The sequence below is a fragment of the Terrabacter sp. Root85 genome, from assembly GCF_001429185.1.
Taxonomy (GTDB): Bacteria; Actinomycetota; Actinomycetes; order Actinomycetales; family Dermatophilaceae; genus Terrabacter.
This window is the reverse complement of the sequence record NZ_LMIW01000008.1, coordinates 604,216-627,558: the sequence shown is the minus strand read 5'-3', so window position 1 is coordinate 627,558 and position 23,343 is coordinate 604,216. Positions and strand designations below refer to the sequence as shown.

The window sequence follows — 23,343 nt, the reverse complement described above, 5'->3', positions numbered from 1 at the left end:
CGGATTGGCCGAACTCCCGTGAGCCGGCCAATCCGCCAGACCTGACAGGTGACTCGCAGATCTTCACTGGGCGCCTAGGCATGAGACGCGTCGGCCTGCCCGTCCCGAGGGCGTTCCAAGCGCCGGTGGGTGTGGCACAGGACATAACGCGCACCCGTGTGGTTCGGGCAGTGTGCGATGGGTACGAAACGGCTGGACGGCACAGTTTGCCGGTCGTCCCCCGCCCCCGCTGCTCGAAGGAGCGCCTGTGTCCACCGATGCCATCGTCCTGCTCAAGCAGGACCACAAGGACGTGCGCGAGCAGTTCCGCGCCTTCCGCAAGCCCGACCAGACCCCGGTCCAGAAGCAGAAGATCGTCGACACGATCCTCGAGCTGCTGACCGTGCACACCTACATCGAGAACGAGGTCATGTACCCCCGCGTGCGGGACCTGCTGCCCGACCTCGAGGACGACGTGCTCGAGTCGTACGAGGAGCACCACGTCGCGGACGTGCTCTGCATGGAGCTCGCGGCGATGGACGCGACGGACGAGCGGTTCGACGCCAAGACGACGGTGCTCATCGAGAACGTCGAGCACCACATGGCCGAGGAGGAGCAGGACTGGTTCCCGAAGGTCCGCGAGGGCCTCGGGCGCAAGCAGCTGCAGGAGCTCGGTGAGGAGCTGCTCGCAGCGCGGAAGAAGGCGCCGCGCCGTCCCGAGCAGCCCAGCGCCATGAAGAAGGCCATCGACGCGGTCGTCTCCTGACGCAACCTGAGCGAACGTCGGAGAAGTCCCCCTTTGAGGAGAGTCCATGAGCGGCCAGATCCCCCCGGTCCCCATCGAGACCGAACCCAGCAGTCCCTGCGACTGCGACAACTGCCCTGCGGACTGCACGTGTGACTCGTGCTCATGTGAGGACTGCACGTGCTCAACATGTAGCCACGCCGCATGACGATCTGTCGGGCCGGCTGACAACGCGTCAGTTCCCGCCCGGCGCCTTCGTTTCCGGCTGGTCCGCACCCGCAGGCTGCTCGCGACGCCGCCCGCACTCCACGGGGAGTCGCCCGGTGACGCGCAGGACCTCGGCGATGTCGTGCAACTTGATGTTGCCGTCCTGTGAGAGCCGTCGAAGGTAGGCAAATGCCGCGTCAGGAGCCATCTGGTAGCGCTCCATGAGGATCCCGATCGCTTGCCCGACCGTGCAGCGACTTCAGGCCCCTCACGAGGTTGTCATGCGGGGGCATCGCGCGGTCGCTAGCGGTGTTCAACTCGGGAAAATGGACATACAGATGACCGGAGTCGTCCGTGACGGGTGGCTTCCCTCGCGCCTTGAAGGTGCCGTCATTGACCCAGACCGTCCGGCGTGGCATCGATGTCGCGGCTCCAGACCTACTACTCCAGGAATGCAATCCAAGGGCTGCCTGTGCAGGCTCATCACCTGCGAAGCCCCGGTCGTGATGCGGACGAGCCGCCGTCGTGGCTCATGCCTCACCGGTGAACGCACTGACGATCGCCCGAGCCAATGCCACCACGCTCGTACCCGCTTGCGCGGCAGCCCGGTACAGGCGTTCCTCTGCGACGTGGGCCTCGATCCCGCGCGAACTGACGAGCAGGCCCACGGCCTGGTCGACGTACGCCTGGCCCTTCAGCCTCTCCGGACTCCGGACTGCTTCGAGTCGGGTCGAGAACGACAGGTCGGCGTTGGACACCACGCCCGGAGCCCAACCGCCAAAAAGCCTCGCGAGCTCACTCTCCTGTCCTTGGAAGGATGAGGCGTGGCCGCCATAGAGATTGACACCTCCCGTCACTATCCCCTCCTCCCCGAAGGGGATTGACAGGGTGCTGCGGACACCTGCCGCCGCGGTCGCCTGAGCGAAAAGCTGCCAGCGCCCCTCGTCGAGGAGGTCTTCGACATCGGTCCCCACGATCTCGTCGTCGGCGACGGCCTTGACGCATGGCCCCCCGTCGACGTACTGGACCGCGTCCATCACGGCGACCTCCAGACCCGTGGCGACATACGTCAGTACGAGCTGCTCGGCCACCAGTGTCAGACTCAGACCGACCAGCGTCGGGATCTTCTCCTTCGCCGTCGCGGCCACCTCCGCCAGGTCCCCACGAAGGTCACTGTCTCCGAACCGTTCCAGCTCCGACAGGGCTTCATCCGTTTCGGGTATCGGCTCCATCGCCGTCCGTCACCTCCTGCGTCCTCGACGTCATCGCCCGCGGCGCGCCTCACGCGCACCTGTCCGTCACGTGCCCATCGGCCGCCCATCCAAACCCGCACCGGCCGCGATCGTGACCGCCTGGCGCCGCAACGGAATCCAGGCGGCTACCGGCCGCCGCAGCATTTCTGGAGGACGCTGGGTACGTTCGAGTGCGCTCGTAGCCCTCCGGCAGAAGAGCGATGCAAGGCTCACCAGGTCCTGCCGGACCTCGGCGAGACGTGCGGCCTCGACGTGATGTCGACGTGGGAGCACCGAGAACTACCCACGGTCCCGCGCGTGAGGCACTGGCTCGGCTGCGCTTCGCACGACCTCGGGCGAGGGTGTTTGACGATGGTGAGATCGGGTATCGAAGCCATGTGGTTTCTGACGAGTACCGCCCCGTGAATGAACTCACCATTCGGGAGCTTGCAGCCGAGCTGGCCCGCGTTGAGGACCGGCTCCGGGATCAGGCGCATCACGCTGGGCCAAACCCCCTTCCGGGCCAAGTAAGCCGCGAGGCCGCTCTCAGGCGGCGTGAGCGTGCGTTGCTCGCAGAGCTGAGAGTCCGCCGCAGCGGTCGCACCGCCCAGACGGCCGGGCAGGGCGAGGTTGTGGCTCCAGTAGCCGCCGACGTCCACGGATCCGCGACACAGTAAGGGGTGGCTCGGCGCCCAGCATGAGATCTCCCGAAGTGCGGTCCCCGCCCCTTGCATTGCCGGTGGATAGTCGACCTGCACCGCGCGCCTCGGTAGAGACGTACGCGATGGGGTTTGCGAACGCATTCATCATGGGGTCCGTGCGTGGGCGAGCCGGAGCCGCCGCTCGCCTTGCTGCACAGGTGCAGGGGGCGACCGATGGTCACCGGCCGCCCCCTGCACGCTGACAGTTCTGGAGATCAGCCCTGCGGTTGGTTCTTGACGGCGTCGGCGGACTCGGAGGCGCTCTCCCGCACGTCCGCGGCGGCGTGCGCGCCCTCGTCCTTGACGTCCTGGGCGGCCGATTGAGCCGTCTCCTTGACCGACTGCACGGCGTCCTGTGCCGGCTGCTTGAGGTGCTCGGCCGACTCGCTCGCCACGTCCTTGGCCACCGTCTGTGCCTGCTGCACCACCGGCTCGGCCTTCTCCTTGACCGTCTCAGAGAGGCGGCGCTCCTTCTCGGACGCCGGGAGCAGGGACCCCAGGAGCCATCCGGCGCCGAGCGCAATGACCCCGGCTGCGAGGGGGTTGCCCCGCGCCTTGCGCTGCACGGTATTGCCAGCATCGCTCGCTGCCTCACCGACACCGTGGGCCAGACCCGAAGTCCTGTCCCCGGCGTCGGTCGCGGTCCCCATGACCCGCTCTCGCAGGGCCGCGGCACTTCCCTTGACCTTCTCGGCCTGGCGGTGGGCGACCTGTCCCGGGCTGACGGACTCACCCAGAGCGTTGACGTCGCGGCTCAGGTTCTCGCGCGTGCGCTCGATGTCCGCCCGGATCGCGTCCGGGTCGTTGTTGATCGGGTAGTTCGTGCTCATCGTTCCTCGTTTCCCTTCAGCGCGTCCGGCACCCGCTTGGCGGTCTCCGTCGTGCGCGGTAGTCCTTGGATCTCCTTGGTCGTGCGCCTGCCCATCGCCGCGAGGACCGCGCCGACGACGGCCCAAACGGCCATGACGATGACCGCAGCCCAGCCTCGGTCGTCGAGGGCCCTCGAGAGCCACTCCCACACGGCCAGCGACAGGAAGAGGAGCGCCATCCAGCCGGAGAGGGCAGCGCCACCGAACATGCCGGCGGCCTTGCCTGCTCGCGAGGTGGACTCGCGCACCTCGGCCTTGGCCAACTCCACCTCCTGGCGGAGGAGCGTGCTGAGCCCTTGGCTGATGTCAGCCACGAGCTCGCCGATGGAGGCGTGCTCGGCCTTCTCGTGCGAGCTCTCGTAGGCGGCGCCGGAGGTCGCGTATGCGGTGTCGCCGGGGGCACTGGTGAACGACGGGTCCGTCGTGGTCACCGAGGGGTCCGCGCCGGCGTACGGGGCCGCTGCGGACGCGCCGGACGGGCCCGCATCCCTCCCCGAGCCGCCTTCCGGCCACGTGCTCATCAGCGCACCCCGCTCTGGCCTTCGGTGTAGCTCTCATCGAGCGGGTCGGACGTCACGCCCCCCGTCACAGAGGTCACCGCGTGCGTGTCGCTGTCGCGTACACCAACGGTGTAGGGCTCGCGCCGCACTGGCGATTCGGAAAGCGAGGCCGCCGCCGTCGGGGACACACCAGACGAGAGCGGCGGAGTCGCGGGGCTCGCGCCAGTCGTCGACCGCGTCGGGGTCTCGGTGCCGGATCCGCCACCGCTCTCGGCGGTGAGCCCCCGCGTCAGACGTCCGCCAACGACTCCAAGGACAGCGGCACCGAGCAGGAAGGCGCCAGGGCGCCGACGCGCCAGGGAACGCAACTCCTCCAACATGTCACCCGGCTGGCGGTTCTCGAGCCAGTCGGCGGCCGACGCAGCACGGTCCGCGGCTTGCCCGGCCGCCTCCCCCGCCACCCCCTTCTGCGAGGAGCTAGAGGCCATCTCCCGCAGCTCGTCCGCGAGGGAACGCAGCCCGCTCGCCGCTCGCTCGCCCTGCACGGAGGCCTGGTCGTCGAGCTCGCCGCGAAGCTGGGTGAAGAGCTGGCGCAGCTGTGTGGCCGCCTCCGATGCGACGTCCTTGGCGCCCGATGCCGCGGTGTCGGCGACGTGACGGCTGCTGTCCGCAGCGTCTGCGGCCACGGACTTGGCCTCGGTCTTGACACTCGTGTCTCCGCCGGTGAAACCCCCGGACGCTGACGTCGCGCCGGAGTGTTGGCCGCCATCAGCGGTGGAGGGCGACGTGGTGCCGACGGTCAGGTCGTCCGGCACGGTCGTCTCGTACGGTCGTTCAGTCATGGGTCTGGTTTCCTTCCATGGTCGCGCGACTGGGCAGGCCCCTTGCTCGAGCTGCCCGGTCGAGCCGGTGTTGCTAGTCACCGGATACCCAGCCCAAGGCCTCCCAAGCACGTTCGGACACGTGGGTGCGAACTGGTCTGGAACGGGTATGTCAGCCGGTTCACTGGCAGTACCCCCGACCACAGATTCGACGTCTGCCGCGTCATGCGAGCGACCTAGCGCTGTCGCGAGAATGACGGCGGCACAAAGGATCCCAAACGCTCCGGGGGCCGCTGGGCCATGAACATGCGTTGGAGGATGACGGCGTAGACGAGCCGTCCGGACTGTGCAAAGTCGATCCCGGGCATTGCCTGCGAGACCGAGAGCTGTTTGTGCACCCCAGCCATTTTCGGCCGTCGCTCACCCCGCGTTGGAGGCCTGAGTCGGCGACCCGCCTGATCAGAGGTCTTGCGCAGACTGGGACGGGAGGCGCTCGATCAGCCCATCCGCGACGGCCTGCGCCAGCTGCGCCGGACCCTCGAATACGTGGGCCGCTCCGGCATCGAGCAGCTCAGCCTCACTGAAGCCACCCGTGAGGAGGCCGACCGACGGCATGCCCGCGGATTGCGCAGCCTGAGCATCCCACGTGGCGTCACCGACCATGAGACCGGCCGAACCGCCGACCCTCGACAGTGCCACCTGCAGCAGGTCGGCGGCCGGCTTGCTCTCGTCGGCGTCATCCGCGGTCGTCCATGCGTCCGCCAGGGACTGGCCGTCAAAAAGACGCAGGAGCGTCTCGACGTGCTGCTGCTGTCCAGAGCTGGCCAGGACGAGATGGTGGCCGCGATTCTTCACCGCCTCGAGGAGCGCGCGCGTCCCATCGAAGGGCCGGACCTCCCCGATGAGCCTGTCGAACTCCTGTGTCCACCGATCACGCAACGCGTCACCGAGGCGCTGCTCGGCTTCGGCACCGGCAACGTGTGCGACGAGCTTGTCGCCCCCCATCCCCACCGCACGGTGGATCCGCCACACAGGCGGGAACAGCTCGAAGTGCGCGAACGCCCGTGTCCATGCGAGCGCATGGTGGTAGTTGCTGTCGACGAGTGTGCCGTCGACGTCGAGGATCACCGTGTCCGTCATGCAGTCGACGTACCCATGGCTGTCGCCCTTCCCCCTGGCGCCCGCCTCGAGCCGTTCATCGGCCCGTCCGACCTGGTCCCTCGACGGCTGTTCACCGAACAACACGGTGGTCGAGTGGGCAAGGAGTGCCTGAGGAATCCGGAACGAGATCGGTACTGGCCACCTTTCCGCCGCCCGGGCACCGAAGAGGTCGAGAAGTCCAGCCCCGACGTGAGAGGAATCGGTCAGACCCATAGAGGTTGTCGTAGGGCTCCATGGGTCAAGCCTGGAGGTCCCGGCGTAGTTCTCGCACGCTGATGGGTATAGACGTCTTGGTTCGGCAGCTGCCGTTCCATCCCGGTGGCCACTGTCGTCAGTGGCTCTCCGGCGATCCCGTCCCTACGTCTCTCGCTCGCGCTCAACGCGGTCGAGACCGGAGCTACTCATGAGTGACACCCCTACCGACCAGAACCTCCCCCAGCGCTTGCGCGCCGTGGCCGAGGACTTCGAACGCCTTGGACAACAGCTCGGCCGAACCGACGCCAAGAACGCCTTTGCCGCACTGACCCGACTCGCGGCCGAGCGGGTGTCCGGAGCGCGAGCAGTGAGCATCACCACGCTCAGCCATGACCGGTTCGTCACGGCTGCCGCATCCGACGATGTGGCGAGACAAGCGGACGCAATCCAGTACGAGCTCAACTCGGGACCGTGCGTGGACGCCATCGTCGAGCACACCATCTACCAGCCTCGAGACCTCGCGACGGACGAACGGTGGCCTGCCTACGGTCGGCGCGTGTCCTCCGAGCTGGGTCTCCGCAGCATGCTGTCCTTCCGGATGAACCTCGAGATGGCCGGGATTGTCGCTGGGCTCAACTTCTATGCCGACGAGCCAGATGCATTCAACGACCACGATCTCGCTGAGGGGCTCCTGCTCACCACCCACGGAGCACAAGCCGTCGCGGCGGCGCACCTACGCGACAGGGTTGCGAACCTTGAGCGAGCCCTGAACTCGAACCGGGACATCGGGACTGCCGTGGGCGTCCTCGTTGCTCAGCACAGGCTGACCCGCGACCAGGCATTCGACCTGCTGCGCATCGCCAGCCAGAACACGAACCGCAAGCTGCACGACGTGGCCCTCGACGTCATCGACACCGGCGCTGTGGACGTGACGCCTCACGGACACCCGTAGGCCGGCCAGGGCGACCCGATTCCGTCACCTCACCGCGCGAAGGGAGCCTTGCCCTTCGCCCCCCCGGCAGTCGTCAGCGCTGCCGACGCTCGAAGCGGTCGAGCACCGCCAGCACCGCTCGGACCACCTCACGCGAGAAGCCCGGCTGCTCGTCCTGGAATGAGGCGCCCGACCGAGGCCGGTCAGAGGCTTTAAAGTGGATGAGTCGGCCGATACGCCGGGTTCTGTTCCGCGTCCCCGTTACCGGTGACGTGGCGACGGCCATCCATCTAGGCCGACCATTGCTGGCCGGCTCGAGCGTCCTACCCGCGCACTCGACCGGGCCGGTCTCCTCGGCGCCCGAGGGCGCCATGCATACGCTGTCTGGACTTGCTCCGGGTGGGGTTTACCGAGCCGCTCCAGTCACCTGGAGCGCTGGTGGTCTCTTACACCACCGTTTCACCCTTACCGGCTGCCGAAGCGGCCGGCGGTCTGTTCTCTGTGGCACTGTCCCGCGGGTCACCCCGGGTGGCTGTTGGCCACCACCCTGCCCTGTGGAGCCCGGACGTTCCTCGGCAGGGCCGAGGCCCTGACGCGACCGTCTGGCCGACTCATCCGCGCACCAGCATAGGGGCGTATGCCGTCCGCTGCGTCCGCGCCCACCGGCGAGCCACTCCCCCGGCCGGCAGCTCGAACCGGCCCCTCCCGGCGCCGAGGGGTACCGGACGTCCGCTCAGACGACGCGGCGGAACGCCAGGACGGCGACGTCGTCGTGCCGGTCCGGGTCGGAGACCGCCTCGGTCAGCTGGTCGAGGACCTCGTCGAGGTCGGTGTCGTCGTCGGCGCCGGTGAAAAGCTCCTCGGCGGCAGCTCGCAGGCGCTTGAGCCCGATGTCGATGCTCTCTCCGCGGCGCTCGACGAGGCCGTCGGTGTAGAGCAGGAGCAGGTCACCGACCTCGAAGGGCACCCGGGCCGAGGCTCGGGGGACCTCACCGAGGCCGTGGACCGGCGAGCCGTCCTCGCTGACGAACCGGGTGAGACCGCCCTGGACGAGCAGCGGCGGCGGGTGCCCGGCGACGACGAGGGCGAGGTCGTCCCGCTCCGGCTCGAACAGCAGGTAGACGGACGACGCCATCTGGGTCGGCGGCTCGGTCGCCATGAAGCGGTCCATCGCACCGGCGAGCGCCTCGGGCTCCGGATCCTGGGTCGCCAGCACCCTTGCAGCAGAACGCATCCGCGAGCCAGCGACAGCCGCGTCGACCCCTCGGCCCATGACGTCACCGAGGACCACCGTGACCCGGCCGTCGTCGAGCCCGCTGACGTCGTAGTAGTCACCACCCACGTCGGTGCGCCCCGCCTGTCGGTAGACCGTCCCGATCTGCCAGCCGGGGATCTCGGGCAGGTCCTGGGGCAGCAGCGTCGCCTGGAGCACCGACGCGACACGGCGCGTCTGGGAGTAGAGGTCGGCGTTGTCGATGGCCAGGCCGGCCCGTCGGGCGAGGTCCTCGGCGAAGGCGACGTCGTCGCGCGTGTAGCGGCGACCGGACTCGGCCGCCACGAAGGTCAGCACCCCGAGCACCCGGTCCTTGGCCATGAGCGGCACCGTCATGGCGCTTCGCAGTCCGAGCTCACGCGCCACCCGGAGGTGCTCCTCGTCGCGGGCCGCGGCGACGAGCATCTCGTCGGTGACGTTGTCGATGAGCAGGCTCTTCCCGGTGCGCGCCACCTGGGCCGCCCCTCCGGGCCGATCGGGGTCAGAGGGCCATCGGGTCTCGAGCTCCTTGGCGAGCTGCACCTTGTCGGGGTCGACGTGCGCGACGGCGAGGGTCCGCAGGACACCGTCGTCGACCATCTGGACCGAGCACCAGTCCGCGTGCGTCGGCACGGCGAGCGACGCGACCTGGCGCAGCGTCTGCCGGTAGTCGAGGGTGGTGGCGAGCGCCTGCGACGCATCGGCCAGGAACTCCAGCTGGGCGGCTCGGGTGGCGCTCTGCGCCTCGGCGCGCAGGCGCAGCATCGTCTGCGCGCACATGTCCGCCAGCACGCCCAGCACCCACACCAGATCCGGGTCGACCGGTCCGACGAGCCCGTCGAAGCGGAAACCGACGGCCCCGATGGGCGAGCCGTCGGCTCGGGAGATGAGCGGCAGCGTCACCGACGACCGCTCCGTGCCGTCATCGAGCTCCGGGTAGCGCTCGAGGAGCTCGGCCCGGCCCGTGACCGACACGATCTGGGTGGTCCGGACGGCGTCGGTGAGCGGCGAGCGGGCGTCGAGCTCGAGGCTGGCCCACTGCCGGGCCTCGGACGCGGTGAGGCCGTGGGTGGCGATGGTGCGCAGACGCGTCGGGCCGTCCTGGACCGCCAGGACGGCCCGCGAGGCGCCCATGACGGTCGACGCACGCTCGGTGATGGTCTCGGTGAGCTCCTCCAGCGTCGTGGCAGCCGCGACCTGGGCCGCGATGCCCGCCAACGCCGCCAGCCTCGGGGCGACCGACGCACGGCTCGCCGCCGGGCTCTGCCATGGCGCGTTCATGGGGTCATCCTGACAGCCGAAGGGCTTGGGCAACCACGGATGCCGCAGAAGTGGGAGCATGCAGAGGTGAGGGGTCAAGGGGTGGCCAGGGGACGCGAGCTCCGTCGTGTCGAGTTCGGCCCTGACGACCTGCGTCGCGTGCGTGAGATCGTGCGGGCGATCGCGGGCGAACGCATCCCGGACCGGGCCGACAACGCCGTGCTGGCCGTGCACGAGATCGCGGTCAACAGCATCGTCCACGGAGGCGGTCACGGCGTCCTGCTCATCGACGAGACGGCCGACTCGCTCGTCTTCACGGTCGAGGACGACGACGGCACCGGGTCGGTGCCGGAGGTCCTCGCGCTCGACGACCAGTCGACGAGCGGCCGCGGGCTGTGGATCGCGCAGCGGCTGAGCGACCGGCTGACCATCGAGGCCCGCCCCACGCGTACGCGCATCCGCGTGCACCTGAGACTGGCGTCCTGAGCCGACGGGGTCCCGGGAGGGCGGACCGTCAGGTCAGGATCGGTCCGCGTCGACCCGGTCTGGGTCCACGCCGTCCGCTGTCTCTGCGGGAGCAACCTCGACAGGCGCGACGTCGACGTCGGGCGCCTCGACGACGTCGATGACCTGGTCGAGGTGCATCAGCCTGACGAGCCGCAGGGTGATCTCGCCGCAGACGAGCTGGAGCCGGGCGTCCGCCGCCACGACGCGGTGGTAGAGCCCGATGATCGCCCCGAGGCCCGAGGAGTCGAGGAAGGTGACGGCGCGCAGGTCGACGACCACCGCGGCGCCCGGTGCCACGGCGATCTCCTCGAACGCTGCCCGCACGTCCGGCACGGTGTACGTGTCGATCTCGCCCGCGAGCCGGGCTGTGGTGACGGCGCCGTTGACCGAGACCGTGACGCTCATCGAACCTCCTGTGGACGTCGGTGTCCTCGCCCTTACGTTAGGACGACTTCGGCTGGTGTGGGAGCAGATGTGGCTCAGCCGGTGGTCTGGCGCTCGACCGCAGTGGTCGCCACGTAGACGCTGTTGGACGAGGTGCCTCCCGTGAGGGGGTTCGCGAAGGACACCTCGTGCGCGGCGACGTCGGCGAAGACCTCTGACAGCAGAGCCGTGAAGGCGTCCTCGGGCGGGTCGTCGGACCACAGCGCGAAGACCCCACCGGGGTGCAGCGTCGCCGCCAGACGCGAGAGGCCGTCCCGGGTGTAGAGGTCCGCGTGGCTGGGGTGGAGCACGTGGTGGGGCGTGTGGTCGACGTCGAGCAGCACGGCGTGCAGCAGGGCCGGCGCGTCCCCGAAGCCCTGGCCCTGACGCGCCAGGGCGAAGAAGTCGCCCTCGAGCAGCGTGGTCCTCGGGTCGACGGTGAGGGAGGCGGTGTCGGGGAGCAGCTGCCGCTCGTGCCACGAGATGACGGGTCCGAGCGCCTCGACGACGGTCAGGGAACGCACCCGGGCGTCCTCGAGCGCCGCCACGGCCGTGTAGCCGAGACCGAGCCCGCCGACGACGACGTCGAGGCTCTCGTCGTCGCCACCGCCCTCCCCCACGGCGGCGAGCCCGAGGCGGGCCAGCTCGACCTCCGCGACCGTGAAGAGGCTCGACATGAGGAACTCCTCGCCGAGCTTCACCTCGTAGACGTCGACGAGCAGCGACGGCTCGAGCCGGCGACGGAGGCTGATCTCGCCCATCGGCGTCTGCTGCCAGTCGATCTCCTCGAAGCGCCGGCTCACGGCGTCAGCCGAAGATCGGGGTGAGTGAGCCGGCCGGCAGGTCCTTCTCGACGGACGCGAGGCGCCACTTGTCGGCGAAGACGGCCACGTGCAGCCCGTCCTCGCGCGTCAGCGACTCGGCCCCGGGCCGGCTGTCGACGATCGGCATCGCGGCCGCCGTGACGGCACGCGCCACGGAGTAGCCGAGCGGTTCGAGGCGGATCGGCGAGCCGAACTCGTGCTCCATCCGGTGCTTGGCGACGTCGAACTGCATCGGACCGACGGCCGCGAGCACCGGCGCCTGCGCACCGCGCCGGTCTGAGTGCAGCACCTGGACGACGCCCTCCTCGCCCAGCTGCTCGATGCCCTTGCGGAACTGCTTCTGCTTGCCGGTGACCGCCGCGCGGGCGACGGCGAAGTGCTCCGGAGCGAAGAGCGGGATGCGGGGGAAGGCGACCTTCTCGTCGGCGAACAGGGTGTCGCCGACCCGGAGGGCGTTGGCGTTGACGAGGCCGATGACGTCGCCCGGGAAGGCCTCGTCGAGCGTCGACCGGTCGCGGCCGAAGACGCTCTGCGCGTACTTCGTCGCGAAGGGACGGCCCGTGTCAGCGTGCGTCACGACCATTCCGCGCGTGAAGCGGCCCGAGCACACCCGGACGAACGCGAGCCGGTCCCGGTGCGCCTTGTCCATGCCCGCCTGGATCTTGAAGACGAAGCCCGAGAAGGGAGCCGACACCGCCCGGGGGTCGCCGGAGCGGTCAGGTCGGGCCCCCGGGGCGGGGGCGAGCGTCACGAGCGTGTCGAGCAGCTGGCGTACGCCGAAGTTGAGGACGGCCGAGCCGAAGAGCACGGGCGAGGCCGCGCCCGAGAGGAACAGCTCGAGGTCGAGGTCGTGGCCCGAGGAGCGGAGCAGGTCGTACTCCTCGACCGCGTCGGTCCAGACCGAGCCCAGCAGCTGCTCGGCCTCCTCGGCGGGCATCCGCGTCGTGATGGCCTCGGTGGCGCCGCCGGGCGTACGCGTGAACTGGACGAAGTCGCCCGTCGCGCAGTCGAGCACGCCGTGGAAGTCGCCCGCGACGCCGACCGGCCAGGTGAGCGGCATCGGGTGCAGGTCGATCCGGTTCGTCAGCTCGTCCATGATCGCGAGCGCGTCGAGGCCGGGCCGGTCCCACTTGTTGACGACCGTGATGACGGGCACGCCACGGGCCCGGCAGACCTCGAAGAGCTTGAACGTCTGGGGCTCGATGCCCTTGGCGGCATCGACGAGCATGACGGCGGCGTCGACCGCTGCGAGCACGCGGTAGGTGTCCTCGGAGAAGTCCGCGTGGCCGGGGGTGTCGAGCAGGTTGATGACCGTGCCGTCGTAGGCGAACTGGAGCACGGCGGAGGTGATCGAGATGCCTCGGTCCTTCTCCATCTCCATCCAGTCGGAGACGACGCCGCGCCGGTTGCCCTTGCCGTGCACCGCGCCGGCCTCACCGATGGCGCGCGCGTGCAGCGCGAGGGCCTCGGTCAGGGTCGACTTGCCGGCATCGGGGTGCGAGATGACCGCGAAGGTGCGGCGTCGGGCCGCCTCCTCGGCGACGGCTCCCCCGTGGTGGTCCGCGCCGTCGGGGTCTCGGCGGTCCGCGAGCTCGCGGTCGTGCAGGGCGGTGGCGTCCATGGTCCTCCAGTGATCGCCCCGAGTCTGTCACCGTCGGGCCCGATCGCCCGAATCGGCACCGCCCGCCGGACCGCCGGCCCGAGGTGACCCGAGTCACACCTCGCCGATCCCGTCAACGATCCGGGGCCGTCGTTCGTCGTGCATGGGAGATGACGATCGCAACCGACCCCAGGACCATGACGGAACCGCTGACCGACGACCTGCCCGACACCCGACCCGGCGCCTCCGCAGACGCGGAGCCCGACGCACGGCCCAGAGCGAAGCTGCTCGATCTCTCCCTGACCCAGCTGCTCGGCGGCTCGATGGCGGCGGCCACGGCAGCAGCCCTCGGCTCGCGACTTGGCGTCGTCGGCACCATCGCCGGGGCCGCGGTGCTCAGCATCATCTCGGCGATCGCGGCCAGCCTCTACACGAACTCCATGGCGCGAGCCAAGGAGGCCGTCGTGCTCGTGCGCTCGCGCCGGGGGCCCGACGGCGTGGACCTCGAGGTCGTGCGGGAGACGTGGTGGCGCCGTCCCGATCGCGTGACCACGCGACGGGTCCTCGTCACGACCGGGGCCGTCTTCGCCCTCGCCGCGGCCTTCCTCACCGGCCTCCAGCTCGCCACGGGGGCCCAGGTGACCGGGACGGACCTCGGAGGCCGCACCAGCGCGGGCGCCGTGGTCGACAGCCCCGCCGGCACCACGGGCGACGCCGCGGGCGACGGCACCCGCACCGACACCGGCGCGCTCGACACGACGCCCACCGCACCCGCGACGCCGACCGGCGCGGCGACTGCGCCCGCCGGGTCCACGGCGGGTCCGGCGACCTCCACCGGTACACCGTCCGCGACGACCCCCGCGACGCCGGCCACCCCGGCCACTCCCGGTGGGGCGACAGGATCGACCGACCCGGCCGCGCCCACGACCCCGGCCACGCCCGACCCGGGCGCGAGCACCCCGAGCGCCCCCGTCACCGCTCCCTGAGCATCCGAGCCACCTGCTGACGTATGCCGTCCGCCCCACCGGGCGTGACGGCATACGTCGTCTCTGGCCGGTCGGCGTGTGCAGACAGTGGGGTCCTGACGCCGCTGGCTGCACACGAGGCGGCCCCGCCGTTCAGCGTCGCTCGGGCCAGGGCCAGTCGACGTCGACGGACCCGCCGACCGCGAGCCCGGACCACTGCTCCGAGAGCCGGTCGAGGTCGGCGAACACCGCGGCGAGCTCGCGGGCGCCGAGGTCGGTGGCTGCTGCCTCGGCCCGCTCGTGGTGGAGGTCGGGCGTCATCCCGCGCTGCCGGAGCCACGCCGGGTAGACCGCGGCCGCGAGCTGCTCCGACCGGCCGATCTGCGTGCCGCGCGCCTTGTTCCGTCGTTCGACCCGGCGCGCCCACGCCTTCGTGCGCGTCTCCTGGGTGGGCACGAAGGTGCCCGCATTGCCGCCTGCGGCGAGCTGGCCGAAGATGCCGTCGCGCAGGCCGAACCGGTGCTCGACGACGAGGTGGACGAGGTCGTGCGGCGCGAGGTCGCTCCACCCCGGCGCCGGGCTCATGACGAGGTCCGTCGCGAGGTCACGCTCCACACACACCTCGTAGCGCCGTTCACCGGTCCTCACGAAGCGCACCCGCATGCCGACGATGCTAGGAGCGCTGAGCAGCCCCGAGCCAATTGATTTCGGCCGGCTCCGTCGCGCCGACGGGGTGTCCTCAGGCGACCGAGAGCGTTATCGTGCCGGTCCCGACGTCGGCGGCGTCGACCCGCAGGGTCACCGTCTCACCGGCCTTCGCCGACCCGCTCGCCCTGGCCACGACGGCGAGGTCGATGAGCTGGACGATGACGCCCTTGTCGTTCTCGTCGACGACGACGCCCTGCACGGTGCTCCCCACGAGCGGGTGCAGCTCGGCAGCCTCGACCGCGTCGGTGCAGGCCCGCTCGACCCCGTTGGTACGCCGGTCGGAGGTCGCCATGATCTCGGGGAGGGTGGGCAGCGCCTCACGGACCCAGCCCGGCACCTCCTCCCCCGCCGAGAGCGCCTCGCACACCACGAGCCCGAAGCGGTCGACGAGGCGCCGCAGCGGAGCCGTCACGTGCGCGTACGGGTTGGCGACGGCCGCGTGCGTCGGCTGCGCTGGCACCTCGCCGTCGAAGGGGGTGTAGCCGGCGCCGCGGAAGAGTGACGTCGCCTCGTGGATGAGCGCGAGGTGCCGCGGGTTGCTGCGGTCCAGCGTGCGCAGCAGCTCGCCGTACGACAGGTCCTTCGGCCACTCGACACCGGCGGCCCTGGCCTGCCGGCGGAAGCGTGCCAGGTCGCGCGGGTCCGGCGGCGGCATGGTGCGCAGGATGCCGATCTTGCCCCGGAGCATGAGGTCGGCCCCGCCCATGCCGGTGAGCAGCGAGATCTGGGCGTTCCAGTCCTCCGCGGCGAGCAGCGGCCGGAACGAGATCCGGAAGCCGCCGTGCTCGTCCTCCTCGACCTCCTGCTCGGGCATCGGCAGGGTCGCCCCGCCCCGCTGGCGCTCGAGCAGGACGCGCTTCTCGCCGACCTCCTTGAGCAGCACGAGACACTCCTCGGCGGTGCCGGCGTCCACCTCCTTCTGCACCTGCTCGTAGTCGTAGCGACGGACGCTGCGCACCATCGCGCGGTAGACCTCGACCGCCGTGCCCTCGCCGTCGGCGGCGAGGGTCATGTCCCAGACGAAGGCAGGACGCACCTGGTCGGGCAGCAGGCTCGCGGCGCCCTCGCTCAGCTCCGAGGGGTGCAGCTGGACGCGCTCGTCGGGGCAGTAGACCGTCTGGCCGCGGCGGCGCGCCTCTGCGTCGACGGCGCCACCGGCGCGGACGAAGGCAGGCACGTCGGCGATGGCGTAGCGCACCCGGTAGCCGTCGCCGCTGCGCTCGATCGACATGGCCTGGTCGAGGTCCATCGACGTCGGCGGGTCGATGGTGATGAACGGGACGGCCGTCTCGTCCCGCTCCGGCAGGGTCGCGGCGCCGGCGGCTGCGGCGGCCTCGGCCAGCACCTCCGGCGGGAACCGGTCCGGCACCTCGAACTCGCGACGCACCGCCTCGAAGCGCGCCGTGAGCTGCCGTGCCACGTCGCCGGGCTTCGTCGCCGGGCGGAAGACGATGTGTCGCTGGGCCATGGCGTCACCCTACGCACCACGACGTGCTCGCCGGAGGTTGAGCACCCGCGCCACTCCGCGGCGGGCCGGGCGATCGTTCGTCGCCCGCGACACGCGCGGGGATGAGACATCACTGTCCCGTTTGCCTAGGCTGACCCCCGTGCTCATCCTGCTCCCCCCGTCCGAGGGCAAGACCTCACCCCGGCGGGGGCGGTCGCTCGACCTCGGCAGCCTCTCGTTCCCCGAGCTGACGCCCCTGCGCGAGTCGGTCGTCGAGACGGTGGAGCGGCTGAGCGGCGAGCCCGACGCAGCGCGCGTCCTCGAGATCAACCCGAACCTCGTCGCCGACCTCGAGCGCAACACGGTCCTGCGCAGCGCTCCCACGGCGACCGCCTCGCACGTCTACACCGGCGTGCTCTACCAGGCGCTCGACGTCGACTCGCTCGACGCGGCCTCCAAGCGCCGCGCCAACCGCTGGGTCGTCGTCGTGTCGGCCCTCTTCGGCGCGCTGCGACTCGGTGACCGCGTGCCGGCCTACCGCGTCAACATCTGCAGCACCCTCCCCGGCGTCGGCTACCTGTCGCACGAGTGGCGCAAGGAGCTGCCGTCGGCGCTCGACGCCGCGGTGAAGCCGCGCGAGCTCGTCGTCGACTGCCGGTCGAGCACGTATGCCGCAGTGTGGCGTCCCACGGGCGAGCGCGCCGAGCGCTGGGTGCACGTCACCGTCCCCGGCGCCTCGCACATGGCCAAGCACACCCGCGGCCTCGTGACGCGCGAGCTCGTGCAGGCCGAGGCGCCGCGCACGCCGCAGGCCCTGGCCGAGCGGCTCTCGGAGCGCTTCGACGTCGAGCTGACGCCCCCGCCGCGTCCGGGCCGGCCGTGGCAGCTCGCCACGACTCCGAAGGCCTGACGTGCTCGACCTCAGCCTGCTCGTCGAGCGCGTGGCGCCGATCCTCGTCTTCCTCGTCGCGATCACCCTCGTCGCCGAGATCTGCGACCTGTCGGGGCTCTTCGACGTCATGGCGCACCACGCCGCGCGCGTCGCCAAGGGACGCGTGCTCGTGCTCTGGCTGCTCATCGTCGGGCTCGCGGTGGTGTGCACCGTCGTGCTCAGCCTCGACACGACCGCGGTGCTGCTGACCCCGGTGGCCATCACGGTGGCCCGTCAGGTCGGCGCCCCACCCCTGCCGTTCGCCATGACGACGCTCTGGCTGGCCAACACGGCCTCCCTGCTCCTGCCGGTCTCCAACCTCACCAACCTGCTGGCCCTGCACCCGTTCGCGGCGCTCGGGGTCGGGACCCTGGGCTACATCAAGCTGATGGCCGTGCCGGCCGTCGTCGCGATCGTCGCGACCGTCGCCGTGCTCTGGCTGCTGCACCGGCGCGACCTCCGCAGCACCTACGACACGCCACCGCCGGCCGAGCCTCACGACCGGGTGCTCATGCAGGTCGCCGGCGGGGTCTGCGTGCTGCTCGCCCCGGCGTTCGTCGTCGGCGTCCAGCCGGCCCTGGCGTCCGTGCCGGCCGCCCTCGTCCTGCTTGCCGCGACCTACTGGCGTGCGCCCGAGCTGCTGCGGCGGATCAAGATGCCGTGGCTCACGGTGATGGGCATCTGCATCCTCTTCCTCATCATCGACGCCGCCCTGCGCCTGGGGCTCGAGGCGTGGCTGCGCACCATCGTCGGGCACGGCACGGGCCTCGGCGACCTCTTCAGGGTCAGCGGTCTCGGCGTGCTGACCTCCAACGGCATCAACAACCTGCCGGCGTACCTCGCGCTCGAGCCCACGGTGGCGGACGCCCCCGCCCGCCTGGCCGCCCTGCTCATCGGGGTCAACGCCGGGCCGATCGTCACGATGTGGGGCTCCGTCGCGACGCTGCTCTGGGCCTCGCGCTGCCGGTCCGCCGACCTTGCGGTCGACGTCGGTCGCATCGCGCGCACGGGCGCCCTGTGCGCCGTCACGGTCGTGACCGCCGCCACCCTGGCCCTCGCCGCCACCACCTGACCGGCCGACCGGGCCGACGGCATACGCCATGCCGTCGACCCCACACCCTCGGGCCAGGCGCACGCCTTGGGCGGTGTGCGGCTGACCGCGAGGGGTGCAGACGCTCGCGTCAGCCGAGGGCGCGACGGAGGTCGTCGACGAGGTCGCGGACGTCCTCGAGGCCGACCGAGACCCGCAGCACGCCGTCCGTGATGCCGACAGCGGCCCGCGCCTCGGGCGTCAGGCGGCGGTGCGTCGTCGTCGCGGGGTGCGTGATGAGCGACTTGGAGTCACCGAGGTTGTTGGAGATGTCGATGACCTGCAGGGCGTTCATGAGGGCGAACGCCTCGTCCTTGCCCCCGTCGAGCTCGAAGGTGACGACGGTGCCACCGGCGAGCATCTGGCGCTTGGCCAGGTCGTGCTGGGGGTGCGACTCGAGGAACGGGTGCACGACGCGGCGGACGCTCGGGTGCGCCTCGAGGAAACGCGCCACCTCGAGGGCGCTGTCGGCCATCCGCTCGACGCGCAGCGACATCGTCTCGAGCCCCTTGACGAGGACCCACGCGTTGAAGGGCGACATCGACGGCCCCGTGTGCCGCATGAGGTTCTGGACCGGCCCGTCGATGAACTCCTTGGGCCCGAGCACCGCGCCGCCCAGGGTGCGGCCCTGGCCGTCGATGTGCTTCGTGGCGGAGTAGACGATGATGTCGGCCCCGAGGTCGAGCGGCTTGGAGAAGACCGGCGTGCCGAAGACGTTGTCGACGACGACCTTCGCCCCGGCGGCATGGGCCAGCTCGGTCACGGCGGCGATGTCGACGAGCTCCTGCATCGGGTTGCTCGGCGTCTCGAAGAAGACGGCGGTCGTGGGCTCGGCGAGAGCCTCGCGCCACTGGTCGAGGTCGGCGCCGTCGACGAAGACCGTCTCGACGCCCCAGCGCGGCAGGATCTCGTCGAGGATGACGAAGCACGATCCGAAGAGGGCCCGCGACGAGACGACGCGGTCGCCCTGGCCGAGGAGCGCCGCGAGCGCGACGAAGACGGCGGACATGCCCGACCCGGTGGCGAAGCACGCCTCCGCGCCCTCGATCTGGCGCAGCCGCTCCTCGAACATCGCCACCGTCGGGTTGCCGTAGCGGGAGTAGACGAAGCGGTCGACGTCACCCTTGAAAGCCGCCTCGGCGTCCTCCGCGGTGTCGTAGACGAAGCCGGACGTCAGGTAGAGAGCCTCCGAGGTCTCCTCGAAACCACTGCGGGACAGGCCTCCCCGCACGGCGAGGGTGTCGGGGCGCCACTGCTGGCTCGCGTCGCTCATCCCTGCACCCACGGCAGGCCCGCGACCTTCCACCCGGAGACCGCGCGGTGGCGCTGCTCGTCGTGCGGTCCCTCGAACCCCTCGAGGACGTTGTGCGACCGGGACCACCCGTTGCGGGTGGCCGCCTCGGCCGCGGCGACGGAGCGCACCCCGGAGCGGCAGAGGAAGTAGACGGGAGCGTCCTTGGGCACCCCGGCGGCCTCGAGGTCGGCGGTGAACCGCTCGTTGACCGTGCCCTCGGGATAGGTCTGCCACTCGACGAGGACGACGTCCTTGCCGATCCCGCCGAGGTCGGGCAGTCCGACGTAGGACCACTCCGCCCTCGTGCGCACGTCGACGAGCGCCGCACCGGGCTCGTCGCGCAGGACCGTCCAGGCCTGCTCGGGGGTCACGTCACCGGCATAGCTCATGCCCCGAATATCGCACAGCGTCCGTCAGGCGAGATGGTCGGTCCGATTGGTGAAAGCCACCGACGCCGACCCGTCCTCCCAGACCTCCACGGCGGTGAGGCTGCCGGCCGCCGTGGCCAGGGCCCAGAAGCGTCCGACGGGCGTGCCGAGCACGTCGCTGAGCACCGAGAGCACGCCTCGCCTGCTCGTCACCGCGACGACGGTGCCACCGGTCGCGGCGAGCGAGCGGTATGCCGTCCGCACCCTCTCGTCGGCACCCTCGCCGGGCGCGTGGCCGGACCAGTCCCCCGACGTGTCCGCCTCGACGTCGAGTGCCAGGGCGAGGTCGCCCGCCACCCGCGTCGCGAGGTCGTCGTCGGCGCCGACGACCCGCGTGCCGGGGCCGACGAGGCGACGCACCGCCGCGACGATGCGAGGAGCGGCTCCTGCGTCGTGCGGCTCCTGGACGAGCAGGAGGCGCAGCGGGCGGACTCCTGGCTGAGGAGTGGACACGTCGGAGATGCCCTGAGCCGCAGGCGATTCCGCGTCGGTGATCGAGTCAGTCTCGCCGTCACCCTCGGCGGTGAGGACCCGGTGGACGCTCTTGCCGTCCATCGCGTCGTTGCTCAGGGCGTCGGCGTCCTTGTTCTTCTCCCGCGGGATCCACTCGAAGTCGACGCTGCCGCCGGCGTCGGAGATCTCGGCGCACAGGTCCCGGGCCTCGAGCGCGAGACGTCGCATGTCCTCGTGTTTGATCTTCCACCGCCCCGACATCTGCTCGACGACGAGCTTGGAGTCCATCTTGACGCGGACCGACGCACCGGGGTCGAGGTCGAGCACGGCGCGCAGGCCGGCGAGCAGGCCGGAGTACTCGGCGACGTTGTTGCTCGCCTTGCCGAGCGGCTCGGCGAGCTCGACGAGGACCCGGCCGGTCGCGGGGTCACGGACGAGGGCGCCGTAGCCGGCCACCCCCGGGTTGCCCCGGGACCCGCCGTCGGCCTCGATGACGAGCCGGCGTCCCGACCCGCGAGACGCAGCGGTCACAGACCGGACTCGCCCGTGCGGATCATGATGCGACGGCACTCCTCGCAGCGCACGACCTCGTCCTCCGGGGCGTTGCGGATGCGGGAGAGGTCGACGTTGCCGAGCTCGAGCCGGCACCCGCCGCACCGGCGGTGGCGCAGCTCTGCGGCGGCCATGCCACCGCTGCTGGCGCGGATCTTCTCGTAGAGGGCGATGAGCTCGTCACCGACACCCGCGACGATGTCGGCTCGTCCGGAGCCGACCTTCTCGGCCTCGGCGTCGAGCGTCGTCAGGGCAGCGGTGCGCTCGGACTCGAGGGTCTCGACGCGCGCGGCGAGCTCGACCCGGGCGGCCTCGAGCTCGTTCACCCGTGCGCTGAGCGACTCGGACCGCTCCATGACCTCGAGCTCGACGTCCTCGAGCTCGGCCTGACGGCGCGCCAGCGACGTCAGCTCGTGCTGGAGCGCCTGCAGGTCCTTGGCGCTGCCCTGGCCGGCGTCGAGCCGCGCCTGGTTGCGTGCGGCGCGGTCACGCACGAGCTGGACGTCCTGGTCGGACTTCGTCAGCTCGCGCTGCACGTCCCCGGCAGCCGTGCGGGCGTTGACGATCTCCGTCTCCAGCGCAGCGAGCTCGCCCCGGGCCGCCTCGACCGCAGGGGTCTGCGGCAGCGTCGCCTTCGCGTGGGTGATCTGGTCGAGACGCGTGTCGATGGCCTGCAGGTCGAGCAGGCGCCACTGGCGGGACGGGTCGGCTTTCAGGACACACCTCCGGTTTCGGGAGCCGCCCGGTCGACCCGGGCGGCGTTCGCACCGACGACGAACGTCCACGGCTCGGTGCGGATGGCTGAGACTCTGGACTCGACCCTAGTCGCTCCGGGGACCTGTTCCAGCGCCGTCATCAGCCGCTCGCGGCCGCTGGCGAGCCACAGCGACTCCGTCGCCCAGTGGCCCGCATCGATGAGGTAGGGCGTGCCGCCCCGCGCCTCCTCGCGCGCCTCGAGCACCGGGTGGTGGCGCAGGTCGGCCGTGACGTAGACGTCGGCGCCGCTCGCACGCACCTCGTCGAAGCGGTCGTCGCCCGAGCCGCCCATCACCGCAACGGTCCTCACGACCCCGTCGGGGTCGCCGCTGACGCGCATGCCCCCGGCCGTGTCGGGCAGGGCGGCAGCAACGATCTCGGCGAACTCGACCAGCGTCATTGGCGACGCGAGCACGCCCACCCGACCGATCGCGTTCGCGCCCTCGGTCGACAGGGGGCGCTGGTCGGCGAGGCCGAGAGCGTCGGCGAGCACCGTCGAGACACCGGGGTCGGCGACGTCGGCGTTCGTGTGACCCACCCAGAGCGCGACACCGGCGCGGACCAGCGCCGTGACCGAGGCGCCCTTGGCCGACGACGTCGCGACGGAGTGCACCCCGCGCAGCAGCAGCGGGTGGTGCGTCACGAGCAGGTCGGCGCCCCACTCCCGTGCCTCGTCGATGACCGCGAGGGTCGGGTCGAGGGAGAAGAGGACGCGGCGTACCGGCTGGTCGAGGTCGCCGACCACGAGGCCGACGCGGTCCCAGTCGGCCGCGTTCTCGAGGGGGTAGAGCGACTCGAGCGCCGCGACGACGTCACGGAGGCTGAGGGTCGGGGCGAGGTCGTCCACGTGGGCCCGGCCGGGCTCGAACCGACGACACCCGCGGTGTAAACGCGGTGCTCTACCAACTGAGCTACAGGCCCTCACGCGCCGACAGGTGACACGCGGGGCTCACCGGCAGGCGGCGGTCAGCCTACGGCATCGCGCCCAGTCGCGCGGAGCGTCGCGAGCGCCTCGCGGTAGGCCACGAAGTCGCGTCCCTGACCGATGCCGCGGACCTCGGTCCAGACGATGTGTCCCGTGCGGTCGACGAGGAAGGTGCCGCGCAGCGCGAAGCCGTCCTCGTCGTTGAGGATGCCGTAGCGCCGCGCCACCTCGCCGTGCGGCCAGAAGTCGGACAGGAGCGGGAAGAAGTGCCCCTCGGCGTCGGCCCACGCACGCAGCGTGTACATCGAGTCGCACGAGATGGCGAAGACCTGGATGTCGTCGTCCTGGAAGTCCTCGAGCCCGTCGCGGATCTCGCGCAGCTCGCCGCGGCAGATGCCCGAGAACGCAGCCGGGTAGAAGACGACGACGGCGTTCTTGACGTCGCGCACGGCCGACAGGCTGACGTCGACGCCGTACTGGTCGACGAGGGTGAAGTCGGGCGCCAGCGCGCCGACGCCCAGCGGGGCGGACGCCTGGACCGGGGACTCGGTCGAGTGCGCGTTCGTCATGGCGGCAAGTGTGACACC

Annotated in this window: 23 protein-coding genes, 1 tRNA gene, 1 other RNA gene and 1 pseudogene; 6 read left to right on the top strand and 20 right to left on the bottom strand. The window is 71.0% G+C overall.

The features are described 5' to 3' along the window. Positions 1-247 precede the first annotated feature (247 nt). Positions 248-745: a hemerythrin domain-containing protein gene (locus ASE25_RS09440; RefSeq protein ID WP_056779863.1), complete on the top strand. Its 498-nt coding sequence runs from the start codon at positions 248-250 to the stop codon at positions 743-745. A gap of 214 nt (positions 746-959) precedes the next feature. Here the strand turns inward: ASE25_RS09440 and ASE25_RS09435 are convergent. The 6 genes and pseudogenes from ASE25_RS09435 to ASE25_RS09405 form a co-directional block, all read right to left on the bottom strand. Next, positions 960-1,178: pseudogene (locus ASE25_RS09435) on the bottom strand (ANTAR domain-containing protein); the annotation flags it as partial. A 283-nt stretch (positions 1,179-1,461) separates the two neighbouring features. Continuing rightward, positions 1,462-2,163 (bottom strand): ANTAR domain-containing protein, encoded by a 702-nt coding sequence (locus tag ASE25_RS09430; RefSeq protein ID WP_056824977.1) that lies wholly within the window; start codon positions 2,161-2,163, stop codon positions 1,462-1,464. 916 nt (positions 2,164-3,079) lie between these two features. Further along, entirely contained in the window at positions 3,080-3,694 is a 615-nt protein-coding gene (locus tag ASE25_RS09420) for a DUF3618 domain-containing protein (RefSeq protein WP_056824974.1), read from the bottom strand. After that, complete coding sequence (locus ASE25_RS09415; RefSeq protein ID WP_082622783.1) at positions 3,691-4,254, bottom strand: phage holin family protein; 564 nt, start codon at positions 4,252-4,254, stop codon at positions 3,691-3,693. Before ASE25_RS09415 ends, ASE25_RS09420 begins: the two co-directional genes overlap by 4 nt. Next, complete coding sequence (locus tag ASE25_RS09410) at positions 4,254-5,048, bottom strand: hypothetical protein (RefSeq protein WP_056824972.1); 795 nt, start codon at positions 5,046-5,048, stop codon at positions 4,254-4,256. Before ASE25_RS09410 ends, ASE25_RS09415 begins: the two co-directional genes overlap by 1 nt. Before the next feature lie 465 nt (positions 5,049-5,513). Beyond that, complete coding sequence (locus ASE25_RS09405) at positions 5,514-6,428, bottom strand: HAD family hydrolase (RefSeq protein ID WP_235508613.1); 915 nt, start codon at positions 6,426-6,428, stop codon at positions 5,514-5,516. Positions 6,429-6,618: 190 nt separating this feature from the next. Between ASE25_RS09405 and ASE25_RS09400 the strand changes: the two genes are divergently transcribed. Beyond that, entirely contained in the window at positions 6,619-7,362 is a 744-nt protein-coding gene (locus ASE25_RS09400) for a GAF and ANTAR domain-containing protein (RefSeq protein ID WP_056824970.1), read from the top strand. A gap of 197 nt (positions 7,363-7,559) precedes the next feature. On the opposite strand, the gene rnpB is transcribed toward ASE25_RS09400, so the two are convergent. Then, an RNA gene (gene rnpB / locus ASE25_RS12230) (RNase P RNA component class A) lies at positions 7,560-7,955 on the bottom strand. Positions 7,956-8,074: 119 nt separating this feature from the next. Continuing rightward, positions 8,075-9,874, bottom strand: a complete 1,800-nt coding sequence (locus tag ASE25_RS09395; protein WP_056824969.1) for a PP2C family protein-serine/threonine phosphatase — start codon at positions 9,872-9,874, stop codon at positions 8,075-8,077. Between the two features lie 81 nt (positions 9,875-9,955). Between ASE25_RS09395 and ASE25_RS09390 the strand changes: the two genes are divergently transcribed. Beyond that, positions 9,956-10,339, top strand: a complete 384-nt coding sequence (locus ASE25_RS09390) for an ATP-binding protein (protein ID WP_056779974.1) — start codon at positions 9,956-9,958, stop codon at positions 10,337-10,339. 33 nt (positions 10,340-10,372) lie between these two features. Here ASE25_RS09390 and ASE25_RS09385 read toward each other — a convergent pair whose 3' ends face one another. The 3 genes from ASE25_RS09385 to ASE25_RS09375 all read right to left on the bottom strand — a co-directional run bounded on the left by ASE25_RS09385 (position 10,373) and on the right by ASE25_RS09375 (position 13,228). Beyond that, the gene (locus tag ASE25_RS09385) at positions 10,373-10,765 is read right to left on the bottom strand and encodes an STAS domain-containing protein (RefSeq protein ID WP_056779976.1); all 393 of its coding nucleotides are present in this window, start codon (positions 10,763-10,765) and stop codon (positions 10,373-10,375) included. A 74-nt stretch (positions 10,766-10,839) separates the two neighbouring features. Further along, entirely contained in the window at positions 10,840-11,586 is a 747-nt protein-coding gene (locus ASE25_RS09380; protein WP_056824966.1) for a hypothetical protein, read from the bottom strand. A gap of 4 nt (positions 11,587-11,590) precedes the next feature. After that, positions 11,591-13,228 (bottom strand): peptide chain release factor 3, encoded by a 1,638-nt coding sequence (locus tag ASE25_RS09375; RefSeq protein ID WP_157623371.1) that lies wholly within the window; start codon positions 13,226-13,228, stop codon positions 11,591-11,593. A 176-nt stretch (positions 13,229-13,404) separates the two neighbouring features. On the opposite strand from ASE25_RS09375, the gene ASE25_RS09370 reads away from it, so the two are divergent. Next, positions 13,405-14,193 (top strand): hypothetical protein, encoded by a 789-nt coding sequence (locus ASE25_RS09370; protein WP_157623370.1) that lies wholly within the window; start codon positions 13,405-13,407, stop codon positions 14,191-14,193. Positions 14,194-14,325: 132 nt separating this feature from the next. Here ASE25_RS09370 and ASE25_RS09365 read toward each other — a convergent pair whose 3' ends face one another. Together ASE25_RS09365 and ASE25_RS09360 are read right to left on the bottom strand one after the other, a co-directional pair. Beyond that, the gene (locus tag ASE25_RS09365; RefSeq protein WP_056779984.1) at positions 14,326-14,835 is read right to left on the bottom strand and encodes a hypothetical protein; all 510 of its coding nucleotides are present in this window, start codon (positions 14,833-14,835) and stop codon (positions 14,326-14,328) included. A gap of 76 nt (positions 14,836-14,911) precedes the next feature. Beyond that, positions 14,912-16,348, bottom strand: coding sequence for an RNB domain-containing ribonuclease (locus ASE25_RS09360; protein ID WP_056824964.1), 1,437 nt, complete (start codon positions 16,346-16,348; stop codon positions 14,912-14,914). A 139-nt stretch (positions 16,349-16,487) separates the two neighbouring features. On the opposite strand from ASE25_RS09360, the gene ASE25_RS09355 reads away from it, so the two are divergent. Beyond that, positions 16,488-17,237: a YaaA family protein gene (locus tag ASE25_RS09355; protein WP_056779989.1), complete on the top strand. Its 750-nt coding sequence runs from the start codon at positions 16,488-16,490 to the stop codon at positions 17,235-17,237. 1 nt (position 17,238) lies between these two features. Continuing rightward, positions 17,239-18,330, top strand: a complete 1,092-nt coding sequence (locus tag ASE25_RS09350; protein WP_056824961.1) for an SLC13 family permease — start codon at positions 17,239-17,241, stop codon at positions 18,328-18,330. Between the two features lie 109 nt (positions 18,331-18,439). On the opposite strand, the gene ASE25_RS09345 is transcribed toward ASE25_RS09350, so the two are convergent. The 7 genes from ASE25_RS09345 to ASE25_RS09315 form a co-directional block, all read right to left on the bottom strand. After that, positions 18,440-19,621, bottom strand: a complete 1,182-nt coding sequence (locus ASE25_RS09345; protein ID WP_056824959.1) for an O-succinylhomoserine sulfhydrylase — start codon at positions 19,619-19,621, stop codon at positions 18,440-18,442. Beyond that, positions 19,618-20,031 carry a rhodanese-like domain-containing protein gene (locus ASE25_RS09340; RefSeq protein ID WP_056824957.1) on the bottom strand — a complete coding sequence of 138 codons (414 nt, stop codon included), beginning with the start codon at positions 20,029-20,031 and terminating at the stop codon, positions 19,618-19,620. The genes ASE25_RS09345 and ASE25_RS09340 overlap by 4 nt, the downstream gene beginning before the upstream one ends. Before the next feature lie 24 nt (positions 20,032-20,055). Then, positions 20,056-21,054, bottom strand: coding sequence for a reverse transcriptase-like protein (locus tag ASE25_RS09335; RefSeq protein ID WP_056824954.1), 999 nt, complete (start codon positions 21,052-21,054; stop codon positions 20,056-20,058). Beyond that, a complete protein-coding gene (locus tag ASE25_RS09330; protein WP_082622780.1) occupies positions 21,051-21,860 on the bottom strand; it encodes a C4-type zinc ribbon domain-containing protein in 810 nt (269 codons plus the stop codon). The genes ASE25_RS09335 and ASE25_RS09330 overlap by 4 nt, the downstream gene beginning before the upstream one ends. Further along, entirely contained in the window at positions 21,788-22,678 is an 891-nt protein-coding gene (locus ASE25_RS09325) for a Nif3-like dinuclear metal center hexameric protein (protein ID WP_056825698.1), read from the bottom strand. The genes ASE25_RS09330 and ASE25_RS09325 overlap by 73 nt, the downstream gene beginning before the upstream one ends. A 1-nt stretch (position 22,679) precedes the next feature. After that, positions 22,680-22,752, bottom strand: a tRNA-Val gene (locus tag ASE25_RS09320). A 45-nt stretch (positions 22,753-22,797) separates the two neighbouring features. Continuing rightward, complete coding sequence (locus ASE25_RS09315) at positions 22,798-23,325, bottom strand: peroxiredoxin (protein ID WP_056824952.1); 528 nt, start codon at positions 23,323-23,325, stop codon at positions 22,798-22,800. Positions 23,326-23,343 lie beyond the last annotated feature (18 nt).